The organism is Microbacterium hibisci (assembly GCF_015278255.1).
GTDB lineage: Bacteria > Actinomycetota > Actinomycetes > Actinomycetales > Microbacteriaceae > Microbacterium > Microbacterium hibisci.
Genome location: NZ_JADIJC010000008.1, coordinates 110,815 through 125,313 on the forward strand (window position 1 = coordinate 110,815; position 14,499 = coordinate 125,313).

The 14,499-nt window shown below is 72.3% G+C and carries 13 protein-coding genes and 1 tRNA gene; 12 read left to right on the forward strand and 2 right to left on the reverse strand.

The features are described 5' to 3' along the window. The first annotated feature begins 41 nt into the window (after positions 1-41). The 3 genes from IM770_RS14680 to IM770_RS14690 all read left to right on the forward strand — a co-directional run bounded on the left by IM770_RS14680 (position 42) and on the right by IM770_RS14690 (position 2,124). A tRNA-Ser gene (locus IM770_RS14680) sits at positions 42-132 on the forward strand. 145 nt (positions 133-277) lie between these two features. Further along, positions 278-865, forward strand: coding sequence for a hypothetical protein (locus tag IM770_RS14685; protein ID WP_203581899.1), 588 nt, complete (start codon positions 278-280; stop codon positions 863-865). 59 nt (positions 866-924) lie between these two features. Further along, positions 925-2,124 carry a DUF4232 domain-containing protein gene (locus IM770_RS14690; protein WP_203581900.1) on the forward strand — a complete coding sequence of 400 codons (1,200 nt, stop codon included), beginning with the start codon at positions 925-927 and terminating at the stop codon, positions 2,122-2,124. 36 nt (positions 2,125-2,160) lie between these two features. Here the strand turns inward: IM770_RS14690 and IM770_RS14695 are convergent, their stop codons facing one another. After that, positions 2,161-3,366 carry a glycosyltransferase family 4 protein gene (locus IM770_RS14695; protein WP_203581901.1) on the reverse strand — a complete coding sequence of 402 codons (1,206 nt, stop codon included), beginning with the start codon at positions 3,364-3,366 and terminating at the stop codon, positions 2,161-2,163. Positions 3,367-3,667: 301 nt separating this feature from the next. Here IM770_RS14695 and IM770_RS14700 point away from each other — a divergent pair, with 301 nt between their 5' ends. The 6 genes from IM770_RS14700 to IM770_RS14725 all read left to right on the forward strand — a co-directional run bounded on the left by IM770_RS14700 (position 3,668) and on the right by IM770_RS14725 (position 10,260). Further along, positions 3,668-3,877 carry a heavy-metal-associated domain-containing protein gene (locus IM770_RS14700; RefSeq protein WP_203581902.1) on the forward strand — a complete coding sequence of 70 codons (210 nt, stop codon included), beginning with the start codon at positions 3,668-3,670 and terminating at the stop codon, positions 3,875-3,877. Continuing rightward, positions 3,877-4,887 carry a DUF8832 domain-containing protein gene (locus IM770_RS14705; RefSeq protein ID WP_239066273.1) on the forward strand — a complete coding sequence of 337 codons (1,011 nt, stop codon included), beginning with the start codon at positions 3,877-3,879 and terminating at the stop codon, positions 4,885-4,887. Before IM770_RS14700 ends, IM770_RS14705 begins: the two co-directional genes overlap by 1 nt. A gap of 23 nt (positions 4,888-4,910) precedes the next feature. After that, positions 4,911-7,190, forward strand: coding sequence for a heavy metal translocating P-type ATPase (locus IM770_RS14710; protein WP_203581903.1), 2,280 nt, complete (start codon positions 4,911-4,913; stop codon positions 7,188-7,190). 30 nt (positions 7,191-7,220) lie between these two features. After that, complete coding sequence (locus IM770_RS14715; protein ID WP_203581904.1) at positions 7,221-7,526, forward strand: metal-sensitive transcriptional regulator; 306 nt, start codon at positions 7,221-7,223, stop codon at positions 7,524-7,526. Between the two features lie 214 nt (positions 7,527-7,740). Then, on the forward strand, positions 7,741-9,444 hold the full coding sequence (locus IM770_RS14720) for a vWA domain-containing protein (protein ID WP_203581905.1): 1,704 nt from the start codon (positions 7,741-7,743) through the stop codon (positions 9,442-9,444). 147 nt (positions 9,445-9,591) lie between these two features. Further along, a complete protein-coding gene (locus tag IM770_RS14725) occupies positions 9,592-10,260 on the forward strand; it encodes a VOC family protein (RefSeq protein ID WP_203581906.1) in 669 nt (222 codons plus the stop codon). Between the two features lie 63 nt (positions 10,261-10,323). Here IM770_RS14725 and IM770_RS14730 read toward each other — a convergent pair whose 3' ends face one another. Then, the gene (locus IM770_RS14730; protein WP_203581907.1) at positions 10,324-11,331 is read right to left on the reverse strand and encodes a LacI family DNA-binding transcriptional regulator; all 1,008 of its coding nucleotides are present in this window, start codon (positions 11,329-11,331) and stop codon (positions 10,324-10,326) included. A gap of 121 nt (positions 11,332-11,452) precedes the next feature. Between IM770_RS14730 and IM770_RS14735 the strand changes: the two genes are divergently transcribed. The 3 genes from IM770_RS14735 to IM770_RS14745 are packed head-to-tail and all read left to right on the forward strand — an operon-like array spanning position 11,453 to position 14,366. After that, entirely contained in the window at positions 11,453-12,583 is a 1,131-nt protein-coding gene (locus IM770_RS14735; RefSeq protein ID WP_203581908.1) for a Gfo/Idh/MocA family protein, read from the forward strand. Further along, positions 12,580-13,308: a cupin domain-containing protein gene (locus IM770_RS14740; protein WP_203581909.1), complete on the forward strand. Its 729-nt coding sequence runs from the start codon at positions 12,580-12,582 to the stop codon at positions 13,306-13,308. The genes IM770_RS14735 and IM770_RS14740 overlap by 4 nt, the downstream gene beginning before the upstream one ends. Next, positions 13,305-14,366, forward strand: coding sequence for a Gfo/Idh/MocA family protein (locus IM770_RS14745; protein ID WP_203581910.1), 1,062 nt, complete (start codon positions 13,305-13,307; stop codon positions 14,364-14,366). The genes IM770_RS14740 and IM770_RS14745 overlap by 4 nt, the downstream gene beginning before the upstream one ends. Positions 14,367-14,499: the final 133 nt, after the last annotated feature.

Consider the following 14,499-nt stretch of genomic DNA (forward strand, 5'->3'; position numbering starts at 1 on the left):
CCGATTCGCGGCATCCGTCGACGTGTCGTAAGCTTGTCGGCGGTGACGTGTCCGAGCGGCCGAAGGTGCAACTCTCGAAAAGTTGTGTAGGGTAACCCCCTACCGTGGGTTCAAATCCCACCGTCACCGCCATTTTCACCAGATCAGCCTCGCTTTCAGCGGGGCTGATCTGCTTTCCGGGCCGACCGGCGGCGTACGAAGCGGACCGGACCGACCCGCCGGTTCGCGGCAGGTCGCGTCGCACCCCTACGGTGGGCGTATGCAGCGTCGCCCAGCCTTGGCAGTCGGTTCGCTCCTCCTCGTCCTGTTGCTGGCCGGCTGCGCGACGCCCGTGGCCGGCGCGGGCATCGCGACGCCCGAGGTGATCAGCGAGCCCGGCGCGTCGAGCGAGCCGAGCGCGTCGAGCGAGCCCACCGCACCGCTGGACGCCGAGGTCGCGGCAGCGCAAGAGCAGGCTCAGGCGTGGCTCGACGCGGCCACCCTCCCCCCGGGCGCCGTCCGCTCCGACGTGACGATCGGCGGCTTCACCTCTTACACCGGATGGCCCTGCGGTCCCGTCGAGGAGATCGAGGCGTTCTGGACGATCCCGGACGCGACCGTGAGCGACACCGCGAACTGGCTGAGAGAGCACCCCACCGCGGACCTCATCACGACCGCCTTCGCCCCCGCTCCAGACGACCCGGCGATCGATTCCGCGATGGTCGGATACATCCCCGCAGCGGACTCCCAGGAAGGCATCGTCTACACGATCGTCAAGAAGGACGGCGGCGTCGCGGTGAGAGCCGAGATCGCGGCTCAGACCGAGTCCGCGGTCTGTCCGCCCCTCCCCGACGGTGCGATGTACGGAGCACCGGGACAGGGATGACGCCACCCAGCACACGCGCGCGCCGCTGGGCCCGCTTGTCATGATCTGAGGAGAAGAGAGTGCGTCGAGGCCTGATCGGCGGCGTTGTGCTGGCCGCCCTGTGGTTCGTGTGCGGGTGGGCGCCGTTCCTGCTCCAACCCGCGGGCGGGAGTCTGGCGACCCTGGCGCAGGCGATACCGTCGCCGATGCGCTACGGCATGTTCGGCCTGCCCGTGCCGTGGGCGATCGTCGTGCAGGTGCTGATCGGAGCTGTGCTCATCGCCGGCTACGCGGTGCTCGCCACACGGCTCGCTCCCGGGAACCGTGGGTCGTTCGCCGCAGGGTGGCTGGCCGCGATTCTCAGCGCGTTCGTGATCGGCGCGAGCCTCGACCTCGGCGACTTCTTCGTGTGGGTCGGTCAGTTCGGGATCCGTGGCGCCCTCGGCACCATGGGTGCCGCGCCGCTCACCGTGTGGTGGGCCGTGCTCGTCGGCTGGATCCCCGCGCTGGTGGTGAGCGGCCGCCGCGCAGAGCGCGCAGAAGCCGCCGCGGCCCAAGCCGATTCGGCCGAAGCCGCCGCGGCCGAGAACGTCCGGAGCCCCGAGGCGGTCACCGCGGCGGCAGCTCGCTTCGGAGCGTCGCGGACCGTGGTGGCGGCGACGGCGGTCGCCGTGGTCGCGGCGATCGCCCTGCCGTTCGCAGCGGAGGCCGGCCACGCCGCCGCGCAGGATCAGCTGCGTCAGGAGCAGGCCGCCGCGCAAGTCAGCGCCGACCCGGACGGCGCCGCACCGCCCGATCCCACGGCAGCCGGCGACCCGGTGCCGACGGTCGCGCCCACGGGCATCGAGCTTCCCGAGGGGGCGTGCACCGCCGAGAACACGACGATCCTGGCGCCGGCCGCCGATGCGGCGACCGGCCATCGGGGACAGCTGCTGCAGCTTGTGAACACCTCCGACGAGCCGTGCGTCGTCGACGGCTATCCGGACGTCGCCTACGGCGACCAGAACGGCCACCTCCTGGCGGTCACGGTCGAGCACGGCAGTTCCTTCATGGCCCAAGACCCCGGCCCGCAGCCGCTCACCGTCCAGCCCGGTGATACGGTCTTCGCCGTCATCGGCTGGGACGCCAATTCGGTCCACGGACAGCTCGCCGCGCGCAGCCTCTGGGTCGCGGTGCATCCCGGTGCGGCCCGCCTCACGTGGGAGGTCTCGCTCGACATCATCCCCGGCACCACCGTCGAGGTGACCGCGTGGCAGGTTCGCAATCCGGCCGGCGGATGACGAGCGGCGTCTGCCGAGCGCCGGGCCGGGTGCCGGTCATGCCGCGACGCGTCGCGGCTGCACCAGCCCCCGGGTGATGGCGGCGTACTCGTCGATCATGTGCGCGCGGTCGAGGCGCGGGCGCGCGGCGAGCGCGGCCGCCCGCAGCTCCGCCCGCGCGCCGAGGACGTGCTCCCACGTGGTGGCGATCTCGTCGGGGTCGCGTGTCGTGACGCGGCCGAGCCCCGAGACACGGCGGGCGGCGTCTCCCACGTCGGTGGTCACGGGAGTGGCGCCGCAGGCTGCGCCCTCCAGCAGGCACAGCGGCGACGCCTCGCCGTAGGCGCTGGTGAGCGCGACGATGTCGGCGCCGCCGTAGACGGCCGGTATGTCGTCGACGATGCCGAGCAGCCGCACGCGCCGCCGCAGGTCGGGGGCGCGGTCGCAGATGCGGTCGAGCATGTCGCGGAGTGAGAGGTTCTCCCCGATCATGCCCGCACCGCACAGCACGTAGTAGGTGTCCGGCCGCCGGCGCTGGTGCGCCGCGACCGCCCGGAGGAACAGCTCCGGATCCTTCATCGCGTCGAACCGTGCGGCGAAGGCGATCACCGGCGCGCCGCGGGGGATCTCGAGGCGAGCTCGGGTCTGCGCGCTCTCCACGCGTGTCGCCGGGCGGAACCGCTCCGTGTCGATGCCGTTCGCGACGACGTGCTGCGCCGGTGCCCCCGCGCCCGCGCGTCGGTAGGCGCGCCGGGTCGTCTCGGCGCACGAGATCGTCGCGGTCACCAGCCCGGCGTCGGTCGCGCTCCTGAGCCAGCCCAGTGCCGGCCCGGAGTGCAGCGGATCCGAACGGTGTAGGCACACCGCGACGGGCACGTCGGGCATGAGTCCGTGGCCGTGGAGGGCGAGCAGCAGCCCGAGCGGCTGCTCCTTCAGCGAGAGGATCAGATCGGCGTCCCGCAGGGCGGCAGCCGCGGCATCCAGCTCCTCCGGCGAATAACTCGCCGGCTCGAGCGGGCGGTCACCGGCCGTGCGGCTCAGCGTGCGCACGCCGACGCCCTGCGCGACGAGCCGCTGATACCGGAGATCGTCCTCCATGCGCTGAAGGACCGACTCGCGGCGGGCCCGGCTCGCGATGCTCAGCACCGAGTGGCGCTGGGTGCCCGAGCCGTGCAGGCCGGCGACCACGTCGGAATGGAGGATCCTCGCACCGCCGGCGAAGAACCCCTCATAGAGCGACACGACGCGGGTGACGTCTTCCATCGCGCAACCTCCCACCAGAGGTGGCCGCGAGCCCGGGTCAGCGTCGCGGTCACAATCGATCGAATGGCGGCATCGGCGCCGGTGGCACCATCGTGCGGTCCCGCCGCGCCGAAGTCGATGACGCGCGGGTGTGCAGTGGGTGAACGGCAGCCGCGCCCTTCGCGGGGGCATGGTCGCCGCGCCTGCCTGAGCCCCCACCTGTGGTCATCGAGTCGCGCTGCCTCCGGGGTATACCCCAACCGGGTATGTGTTTGCTACGATGGACTGCATACCCAGCGGGGGTACCGATGAAGGAGTGAGAATGACGACCACCGAGTACCAGGTGACGGGCATGTCGTGCGGGCACTGCGAGAAGTCCGTCCGCGACGAGGTGACGCAGATCGCGGGCGTCCAGGGTGTCGACGTCAGCGCGCAGAGCGGCAAGCTCTTCGTGACCAGCGACCAGGCGATCGACGAGGCCGTCGTGCTGGCGGCCGTCGACGAGGCCGGCTACTCCGCCGTACGCGTCTGATGAACGCCGCGGGACGGCTGGGCCTCTTCACCGCCGGAGCGGCGCTGGCGTTCGCCGCGGCCTTCGGCGTGGCTGCCGCGGTCGTCCCCGATGACGTCGTCGCAGGCTCGCCGGACGAAGGAGCCGACGCGATGGAGGGCCACGGCGCGATGGACGCGAGTGCGGAGAGCTCCGCCGCCGTTCCGACCGGGCTGTCGCTCTCGGACGGCGGCTACCTGCTGTCGCCCATTGCGGCGCCGGCGTCGACCGCCGCGGCGGGCGAGCTCAGCTTCCAGATCCTGACGGACGCGGGGGAGCCGCTCACCGAGTACGCCGTGGCGCACGAGAAGGAGCTGCACCTGATCGTCGTCCGCAGCGACGGCGCGAACTTCCGCCACGTGCATCCCACGCTCGACGAGCGCACCGGCACGTGGTCGCTGCCGTGGCAGTGGGACGCGGCGGGGACGTATCGCGTGTACGCGGACTTCACGCCGGCGGATCCGGATGCCGCGGCACTGACGCTCACGCGCACCGTCGAGGTCGCCGGCGACCACCGGCCGGTCGTCGCGGAGCCCGTGCGGACGGCCGAGGTCGACGGGTACACCGTCTCGATCGCGGGTGACCTGCGCGCAGGCGCCACGAGCGACCTCACCATCTCGGTCGCCCGGGACGGGCAGCCGGTCACGACGCTCGAGCCGTACCTCGGGGCGTTCGGTCACCTCGTGGCGCTCCGCGGCGGCGATCTCGCGTACCTGCACGTGCACGCCGAGGGCGCAGAGCCCGCGCCCGGCGACACAGCGGGACCGGAGATCGCGTTCATGGCGGAAGCGCCCACCCCGGGCCGCTACCTGCTGTACCTCGACTTCCAGGTCGACGGACAGGTGCGCACCGCCGCGTTCGTGCTCGACACCGCCGACGCCGACGGCTCCACCGCCGAGCCCACGCCCGCCGGACCGGCGCCTGCCGAGCCCGCGCCCGGCGGCGAGGCGCCCGTCGAGGAGTCGCACGACGACGAGCCGCACGGCCACTGACCGCGCAGATGAAGGAAGACACGATGAGCACGACGGCAGCCACGAGTCCCGCCGGATCGAGCCTCGAGCTCGAGATCGGCGGGATGACGTGCGCCTCCTGCGCGATGCGCATCGAGAAGAAGCTGAACAAGCTCGACGGCGTCGCGGCCACGGTCAACTACGCCACCGAGAAGGCCCGCGTGACGGTGCCCGCGGGCTACGATCCGGCCCAGCTGATCGCCGAGGTCGAGAAGACCGGCTACACGGCGGTGCTGCCGGCCCCGAAGAGGACGGATGCCGAAGGCGCGGGCGGCACGGATCGCGACGCGGATCCCGAGCTGACCTCGCTGCGGGAGCGGCTGATCGTGTCGACCGTGCTGACGGTGCCGGTCGTCGGGATGGCGATGATCCCCGCCCTCCAGTTCACGTACTGGCAGTGGGCCTCGCTGGCTCTCGCCGCCCCGGTCATCGTGTGGGGCGCCTTTCCCTTCCACAGGGCCGCATGGGCGAACCTCCGCCACGGCGCGGCGACCATGGACACGCTCATCTCGCTGGGCACGCTGGCCGCGTTCGCGTGGTCGCTGTACGCGCTCTTCCTCGGAACAGCCGGCACACCCGGCATGACGCACGGCTTCGAGTTCGCGCTCTCGCCGGCCGACGGCAGCGCGAACATCTATCTCGAGGTCGGGGCCGGGGTGACCGTCTTCATCCTCGCCGGGCGCTACTTCGAGAAGCGGTCGAAGCGGCAGGCCGGCGCGGCCCTGCGGGCGCTCCTCGAGCTCGGCGCGAAGGACGTGTCGATCCTGCGCGACGGCATCGAGGGCAAGATCCCGATCGACGACCTCCGGGTGGGCGACGAGTTCCTCGTGCGTCCGGGCGAGAAGATCGCCACCGACGGGGTCGTGGTGTCGGGCACCTCCGCCGTCGACGCCTCGATGCTCACGGGCGAGTCGGTGCCCGTCGAGGTCGCTCCCGGCGACCCGGTCACCGGCGCCACGGTCAACGCCGGCGGGCGGCTCGTGGTGCGCGCGACGCGCGTCGGCGCCGACACGCAGCTCGCGCAGATGGCGCGTCTGGTCGAAGACGCGCAGACCGGCAAGGCCGAGGTGCAGCGCCTGGCCGACCGCGTCTCGGGCGTCTTCGTGCCGATCGTGATCCTCATCGCCGCCGCGACCCTGGGCGCATGGCTCGGCGCCGGGGCTCCGGCATCCGTCGCCTTCACGGCCGCCGTGGCCGTCCTCGTCATCGCGTGCCCGTGTGCTCTCGGCCTCGCGACGCCGACCGCGCTGCTGGTCGGCACCGGGCGCGGCGCGCAGCTCGGCATTCTCATCAAGGGTCCCGAGGTGCTGGAGTCCACCCGCAAGGTCGACACCGTCGTGCTCGACAAGACCGGCACGGTGACCTCCGGCCGGATGACCCTGGTGGACGTCATGCTCGAGTCCGGCACCGACCGTGCCGAGCTGCTCCGGCTCGCCGGAGCGCTCGAGGACGCGTCGGAGCACCCGATCGCGCAGGCGATCGCGAAGGGCGCGGTCGCCGAGCTCGGGGCGCTCCCCGCCGTGGACGGGTTCGTCAACCTGGAGGGCAAGGGCGTGCAGGGCATCGTCGACGGGCGCGCGGTACTCGTCGGGCGCGAAGCGCTGCTCGACGACTGGGCCCAGCGGCTCAGCCCGGGGCTCGCCGCCGCCAAGGCGCGGGCCGAGGACGAGGGCAAGACCGTGGTCGCAGTCGGCTGGGACGGGGCCGCGCGCGGCATCCTGGTCGTCGCCGACACCGTCAAGCCCACCAGCGCCGCGGCGGTCTCGCAGCTGAGGGAGCTGGGTCTCACGCCGGTGCTGCTCACCGGCGACCACGAGGCCGTCGCCCGCCGGATCGCCGCCGCAGTGGGCATCGACGAGGTCATCGCCGGGGTGCTCCCGGCCGGCAAGGTCGACGTCGTCGCTCGGCTGCAGCGAGAGGGCAAGGTCGTCGCGATGGTGGGCGACGGCGTCAACGACGCGCCCGCGCTCGCCCAGGCCGATCTCGGCATCGCCATGGGGACGGGAACGGATGCCGCGATCGAGGCGTCCGACATCACCCTCGTCCGCGGAGATCTGCGCGGGGCGGTCGACGCGATCCGACTCTCGCGGCGCACGCTCGGAACGATCAAGTCCAACCTGTTCTGGGCGTTCGCCTACAACGTGGCGGCGATCCCGATCGCCGCCCTCGGCCTCCTCAACCCCATGCTCGCGGGCGCCGCCATGGCACTATCGAGCGTGTTCGTCGTCGGCAACAGTCTCCGACTCCGCGGCTTCGCCAGCAGCTCCCGCCCGACCACCGCCTGACCGGGCCACCGAACCGAAGGAACTCTCGTCATGTCCAGCGTCGACACCCACTCGCACCACGGCTACATCACCGACAAGGAGCGCTACCTCAACCGGCTCAAGCGCATCGAGGGTCAGGCGCGCGGCATCTCGCGCATGGTCGATGAGGAGCAGTACTGCATCGACATCCTCACGCAGATCAGCGCGCTCAAGAGCGCCCTCGAAGCCGTCGCGGTGGGGCTGCTCGACGACCACCTGAAGCACTGCGTCGTCGACGCGGCGCGTGCCGGCGGCGACGAGGCCGACCAGAAGATCAAGGAAGCCAGCGACGCCATCGCGCGGCTCGTCCGCTCCTGAGGGCGGCGGCGGCGGAGCGCGATCCCGGCTTCGCGCCGATGGCTGCCGGTGACCGTGCTCCCGGCGAGGGGAGCGGGCCGCCCGTTTGAGGTGGGCGCGGTGTCGCCTATACTCCACAGGAAGTATCCCCCCAACGTACGACGGCGTATTCCCCGGATGCAGCGTCGTATCCCCGCCAGCGGGCACCCCCCACCCGCCGTCCATCGGAGTGCATGTGGTTCAGATGCAGCCGAACACGCCCGCCCCCGGCGACGCGCCGACGCGCGCGGCCACCCGTGCCGCACAGCGGCGGCGTCGCTCGCTGATCCTGGGCGGCGTCATCCTGCTCCTCGTCGTCGCGATCGCCGTCGTGGTCGGCTTCCTCTTCCTGCGCGGAGCGGCCGATCAGCCCGAGCAGGCGGCGCCGTCGAGCGGCGAATGCGTGCCGGCCACGCTGCGCGTCACCGCAGATCCGGCGGTCGCCGGCGCGATCGAGGCGATCGTCGCCGATCTGGCCGACGCCGGCTCCGGCTGCCTCAAGGTGGCTCTCAGCGAAGAAGCCAGCTCGGTCACGGCCGCCGCGCTCGCCTCAGGGTCCGCGGCGGAGTTCGACGTCTGGGTGCCGGACTCGGCCATGTGGCCCGCGCAGGCCACCGGACAGGCGGAGCTCACGGGTGCCGACGCGGCGGCGCTGGTCGTCAGCGACGCCGTCGCCACCACCCCGGTCGTCTTCGCCGCGACGGAGCCCACGGCCGACGCACTCCAGGCGCAGGGCGCCGGATTCTCGAGCTTCACGGCACGCACGGTCGCCGCCGTGCTGCCCGATCCCACCGCGGTCGCTGCCAGCTCCGCCGCGCTCCTGGCGCTGCAGACGGCGGTCGGCGGCGACGCGCGCACGTTCACGGCGCTCGTGCTCGGGCTCGACACCGGCGTCGTCCCCAGCGCGGCCGATGCGCTCGCCGCAGCAGCCGCTGCGACGACGCCCACCGTCGCGGTCGCCACCGAGCAGGCGGTGCTGAAGTACAACGAAGACGCCCCCGTTCCCCTCGTGCCGAGCTATCCCGCCGACGTGAAGCCCGTGGTGAGCATTCCGCTCGTGACGCTCGCCGACGCCTCGGCCGAGACGCGGGAGGCGGTGGAGGTGCTCACCGCGGCGATCGCGGAAGGGAACGACCACCTCTCCGAGCAGGGACTCCGCGACGCGGCGGGCAATGCGCCGGACTCGCTCCCGGACGACGCCGACGGCGCCCCCGCGCCGGCCGACCCCGCCGACAGCGTCAACCAGGCCGAGGTGCTGCGCACGTGGCGGGTGCTGACCGCCCCGTCGCGCATGCTCTCGCTCAACGACGTCTCGGGATCGATGTTCCAGCCGGCGACCGCTGACATGCGCCGCATCGACCTGTTCGAGCAGGCCGCGGTCAGGGCCGTCAACTCGCTGTCGGCGGACTCGTCGCTGGCTACCTGGGTCTTCTCGAGCCGGCGCATCGGCGGCCAGGACTGGCAGGAGATCGTGCCGTTCGGCCCGCTCGGGGATCCGGCGCACAAGCAGCGCACCATCGACACCGCCAACTCGCTCGACAGCCTGGTCGGCGGCGGGACGGGTCTCTACGACAGTGTGCTCGCGGCCGTGCAGTACCTGCGGGACACCTACGTGCCCGGCCAGGTGCATCTCGTGCTGCTCAACACCGACGGCGTGAACGAGGACGACGACGGACTGGATCTGCCGGGGCTGCTCGCGCAGCTCGAGACACTGCGCGACCCGGCGAAGCCGGTCGCCGTCATCGCGATCGGCTACGGTCCCGACACCGACCAGGCCGCCCTCGAGCAGATCGCCGCCGCCACCGACGGTGCGGCGTATCAGGCGCTGCAGCCGACCGACATCAGCACGGTGCTGATCGATGCGGTCACCCAGCGCGGCTGTCGGCCGAACTGCGGCTGAGGTCGGAGATCCGGCCCCAGTTCCGTCTCCGGTCCGCCGCGGACCGTCCGGCGCTATCGGCGACCGACGCCGCCCGGTACGGTGGAGCCCGCGCAGAGTCCGTGCTCGCCGGCAGGCGGGAATCTCATACCTTCCGAAGGGGTGGCCATGGAGTCGACGAGCGGATCGGGCTGGATCTCGGCGGCCGAGTTCCACCGGGCGCCGGGGGTCTCGGACTGGCGCGTCACGGGCACCGGCCCGCAGGCCGTCTTCCGCACCGGCTCCCTCGCCGCCGGTGCCGACCTGATCGCGTCGATCGTCGCCGTCGCCGAACGATCCGGCACCCTGCCCGACATCGACCTGCGCCCCGAGGCGGTCGTCGTGCGCGTCCCTCTGGACAGCACCGAAGGAATCCCGGCGGCGGCCCGCGAGTTCGCGGCCGCCGTGTCGGAGGCCGCCGCCGAGCGGGGCCTCGCGCCGGATCCTTCCCGCGCGCAGTCGATCGGCATCTACGTCGCGCAGCACTCGCAGGCCGACGTGCGTCCCTTCTTCACGGCCGCGCTGGGGTACGAGCCCTTCGGCGACACCGATGCCGTCGACCCGCTCCGCTGCGGACCTCAGCTCGCGTTCAACCCCCTCACCGGCGACGCGCCGGCCAGGGGCCGGACCCATTTCGACGTCTTCGTACCGGCCGACCAGGCGCGGGACCGGGTGGCCGCCGCGCTCGCAGCCGGCGGACGGCTCGTCGACGAGTCGCACGCGCCCGCGTGGTGGTCGCTCGCGTCGCCCGACAACCACGGCGTCGACATCGCGTCCTGGACCGACACCTACGACTGACGGCTCCCCGCGGTTTCGATGACGGATGCTGCGCCCCGCGCGGCCCGCGAGCTCAACGCTCGATCACCCGGCGCGATCGTCGGCCACCCCGGGCGCGCCCGTCGATTCGCGCCAGATGATGCGGAGCAGACCCTCCGGCTTGTCGGGCGCCGCCTCGCCGCGCACCGATGCGATGAGCCGGCGCATCGAGTGGGCGCCGAGTCGTTCCCGGTCCTGGGCCACGCTCGTCAGCGAGGGCACCAGGTACGCGCTCTGGTGGTGGTCGTCCCAGCCGGTGATGCTCACATCGCCCGGCACGGTCCAGCCGCGCAGCGTCGCCGCGCGGAGCGCCCCGGTCGCCACGACGTCGTTGGCTGCGATGACGGCGAGCGGCGGTGCGTCGTCGGGCAGCGAGTTCAGTGCCTCTTCGCCGGACCGCCCGCTCCAGTCGCCGTCGACGACGCCGAGCGACGTCAGCCCCAACCGCTGGACGGTCGCGAGGTACGCCTGGCGACGCGCCCTGGCGGACGGGTAGTCCTGAGGGCCGGCGAAGTGCACGAACCGCCGGTGACCCATCGCGGCGAGGTGTTCCATCATCTCGACGATGGGCTGCGCGTCGGTGAACTCGCCGGTGACATGCATCTCGTCGTCGAGCTCTCCGACGGCGAGCACGACCGTCCCGGTGTCGGCGGCAGCGGCGGGAGCCCGCAGCGGCGTGAAGGAGAGGATCCCCTCGTACTGGCGGGACTCGATCACTTCGGCCAGACGCTCGTCGCGGTCGGCGGTGGTCGGCGGCAGGCTCACGACCTCGACGACGTAGTCCTCCTGCTGGGCCGCTGCGATCGCGCCGGAGAGCAGCGTCACCGGATATAGCGTCGAGATGGGTGCCACCACCGCCAAGCGGCCGGTGCGCTGGGTCCGCATCGATCGCGCCGCCAGGTTCGGCCGGTAGCTGAGCTCGGCAGCCGCCTGGAGCACTCGCGTGCGGGTCGCTTCGGAGATGCCCGGGCGGCCGGTGAACACGAAGGAGACCGTCGATTGCGAGACACCCGCGAGGCGGGCGACGTCGTGACTGGTCGGTCGCCTGTCCATGACCCTCCTCTGAGTCGCCCACCGGTGCGGCGGGAAAGCGCTTGACGGCGCGGCATCCGTCTCCAGTATGATCTACTACGTCTTAGTAATACGTAGTAGGCAGCGAAGAGGCGGCTCAGACATGCTCAGAATCGGAATCATCGGCACGGGCGGGATCGCGGATGCCCACATCCGCGGCTATCTCGCGTTCCCCGAGGAGTGCGAGATCGTGGCCCTCGCCGACGTGATCCCGGGCAAGGCGGCGCAGAAGGCCGAGGCATTCGGCTTCGCGGACGCGACCGCGTTCGACGACCCGCTCGTGATGATCGCCGCGGTCGGACTCGATGTCGTGAGCATCGCGACGCCGCCGTCGACGCACGCCTCCCTCGCCGTCGCGGCACTGGATGCCGGCGTCAACGTGCTGGTCGAGAAGCCGATGGCCCCGTCGCTCGAGGAGTGCGACGCGATGCTCGCCGCCCAAAAGCGCTCGGGCAAGGTGCTGTCGGTCGTCGCGCAGAACCGCTTCCGCGACGACCTCATGACACTCAAGGAGGTCGTGGAGTCGGGACTGCTCGGCTCGATCTCGCACGCGCGCGTCGACTCGGCGTGGTGGCGGGGCCTCCCTTACTACGACCTGTGGTGGCGCGGCACGTGGGAGAAGGAGGGCGGCGGCTGCACGCTGAACCACGCCATCCACCACATCGACCTGCTGCTGTGGCTGCTCGGGCGGCCCACCGAGGTCACCGCGATGCTCGCCAACGCACAGCACGACAACGCCGAGGTCGAGGACCTCTCGGTCGCGGTGTTCCGCTACGAGCGCGGCCTGGCCCAATTGACGAGCTCCGTCGTGCACCACGGCGAGGAGCAGGAGATCGTGATCCAGGGAGCGGACGCGCGCATCTCGCAGCCGTGGAAGGTGGTCGCCGAGCGCTCGCGGCCAGACGGCTTCCCCGAGCGCGAGGGCGACAGCGAGCTCGTCGCGCGCATCGAAGCACTGGTCGCGGCCCGCGAGCCCTTGGCGCACCTCGGTCACGAGGGGCAGATCGGCGATCTGCTCGCGGCCGTCCGCGACGGCCGTGCGCCGATCGCGAGCGGCATCGACGGCCGCAACGCTGTCGAGGTCGTCACGGCGATCTACAAGGCGGGCTTCGAACGCGAGGTGGTCTCGCTGCCGCTCCGCGCCGACGACCTGTACTACCGCGCCGGGCAGCTGGTCGCGCACGCCCCCCACTTCTCCGAGAAGCAGCGCTCGCTCGTCGAGGCGGCGTCATGACTGCCTCGAGCTTTCCCGGAGGCACGTCGCTGTCGCACCTCGACGTCTACGGCGACGCTGCTCCCGATGGCGTCTGCGGCGGCAGCCCCCACCTGCACCTGGTCTCGACCGAGGCGTACGTCGTGGTCTCGGGCGAGGGAGCGCTCCAGACGATCGACGCCCGCGGCTTCCGCGAGACGCCGCTGACGGCCGGCTCGGTGGTGTGGTTCACCCCGGGCACCATCCACCGCGCTGTGAACCGAGGCGATCTGCGGGTCGTCGTGCTCATGAGCAATGCCGGGCTTCCCGAAGCCGGCGATGCGGTCATGACCTTCCCCGCCGCGGTCGTCGCCGACCCGGCCGAGTACGCGCGCGCGGCGTCGCTGGGCGAGGCGGACGGGCGGGCCGAGCGGGCGGCGCGGCGGCGAGACCTCGCCGTCGAGGGCTTCGAAGCGCTGCGGGATGCCGTCATCGCGGGCGACCGCGGCCCCCTCGAGGAGTTCTACACCGCCGCCGGCGAGCTCGTCCGTGAGCGTGCCGCAGCGTGGGCCGAACTGGTGCGCGCACGCCCCCTCGCACAGGCGGAGCATTCGCTGGCGCTCGCGGAAGCGGTCGCCTCCGGTTCGGCGGCGCACCTGCGCCAGGCCGAAGTGCACGAGGCGACCGGCTCGCCGGGGGAGCGCGGCTTCGGCATGTGCGGGCGACTGCGCACCTACGACGTCACCGACGAGGAGACCCCCGCATGACCCCGCAGTACACCTTCGATCCGCTGCCCGAGCCGGTCGTCGGCCCCGGTGAGTTCGTCTTCGCCGCCGTCGGACTCGACCACGGCCATGTCCACGGCATGACGGAGGGACTGATCGACGCGGGCGCGACCGTCTCGCTCGTCTACGACCCCGATCCCGCGAAGGTCGCGGACTTCGTCGAGCGTTTTCCGCAGGCGCGGGCCGCCGCGAGCGAGGCGGAGGTGCTGGGCGACCCGGACGTGCGGCTCGTGGCGAGCGCGCCCGTCGCCTCCGACCGGGGGCCGCTCGGCGTCCGCGTCATGGAGGCCGGCAAGGACTACTTCGCCGACAAGCCCGCCCTGACGACGCTCGAGCAGCTCGCCGCGGCGCGGGAGGCCACCGCCCGCACGGGCCGCATCTTCGCGGTCTACTACGGCGAGCGGGTCCATTCCGAGGCCGCCATCCTCGCCGGCCAGCTCATCGAGCGCGGCGCGATCGGCACCGTGCTGCAGGTGGCCTCGTTCGGGCCGCATCGCGTGGGCTCCGGCCGGCCCGACTGGTTCTTCGACCCGGACCGCTACGGCGGCATCCTGTGCGACATCGGCAGTCACAACTTCGAGCAGATGCTCTTCTACACCGGCGCGACCGACGGCGAGATCGTCAGCGCGACCGTGGCGAACTACGCCCACCCCGAGTCCCCGGGCCTGCAGGACTTCGGCGACGCGCACGTCGTGCTCGACAACGGGATGACGGGGTACGTGCGGGTGGACTGGTTCACCCCCGACGGGTTCCCGGTGTTCGGGGACGGGCGCACGATCATCCTCGGCACCGACGGCTACCTCGAGCTGCGCAAGAACATCGACCTCGCCACCGACAACGGCCCGGGTCAGGTGCTGCTGGCGAACGGCGACGGCCAGTTCCGCTTCGACGCCCAGGGCAAGACCGGGTTCCCGTTCTTCGGGCGGCTGATCCGCGACTGCCTCGACCGCACCGACACGGCCATGACGCAGGCGCACGCGTTCAAGGCCGCCGAGCTGAGCATCCAGGCTCAGTCCGCGGCGCGGGTGCTCGCCGGCTGACAGACGCGGGCGCGGCATCCGTTCCCTCCGGAAGACGGATGCCGCGCCCCGCGCTGCTCCCGCGCAGCCCGTCGTCGCGGCCAGGGTGAGGCACGAGAGGGCGGCCGGTCCGTCGTACCCGCTGTCGGCGCGC

Coding starts and splice junctions, on each gene's coding strand:
- IM770_RS14695 (WP_203581901.1), bottom strand. CDS start 3,366: ATGGAAGACGTCACCCGCGTCGTGTCGCTCTATGAGGGGTTCTTCGCC.
- IM770_RS14700 (WP_203581902.1), top strand. CDS start 3,668: ATGACGACCACCGAGTACCAGGTGACGGGCATGTCGTGCGGGCACTGC.
- IM770_RS14705 (WP_239066273.1), top strand. CDS start 3,877: ATGAACGCCGCGGGACGGCTGGGCCTCTTCACCGCCGGAGCGGCGCTG.
- IM770_RS14710 (WP_203581903.1), top strand. CDS start 4,911: ATGAGCACGACGGCAGCCACGAGTCCCGCCGGATCGAGCCTCGAGCTC.
- IM770_RS14715 (WP_203581904.1), top strand. CDS start 7,221: ATGTCCAGCGTCGACACCCACTCGCACCACGGCTACATCACCGACAAG.
- IM770_RS14725 (WP_203581906.1), top strand. CDS start 9,592: ATGGAGTCGACGAGCGGATCGGGCTGGATCTCGGCGGCCGAGTTCCAC.
- IM770_RS14730 (WP_203581907.1), bottom strand. CDS start 11,331: ATGGACAGGCGACCGACCAGTCACGACGTCGCCCGCCTCGCGGGTGTC.
- IM770_RS14735 (WP_203581908.1), top strand. CDS start 11,453: ATGCTCAGAATCGGAATCATCGGCACGGGCGGGATCGCGGATGCCCAC.
- IM770_RS14740 (WP_203581909.1), top strand. CDS start 12,580: ATGACTGCCTCGAGCTTTCCCGGAGGCACGTCGCTGTCGCACCTCGAC.
- IM770_RS14745 (WP_203581910.1), top strand. CDS start 13,305: ATGACCCCGCAGTACACCTTCGATCCGCTGCCCGAGCCGGTCGTCGGC.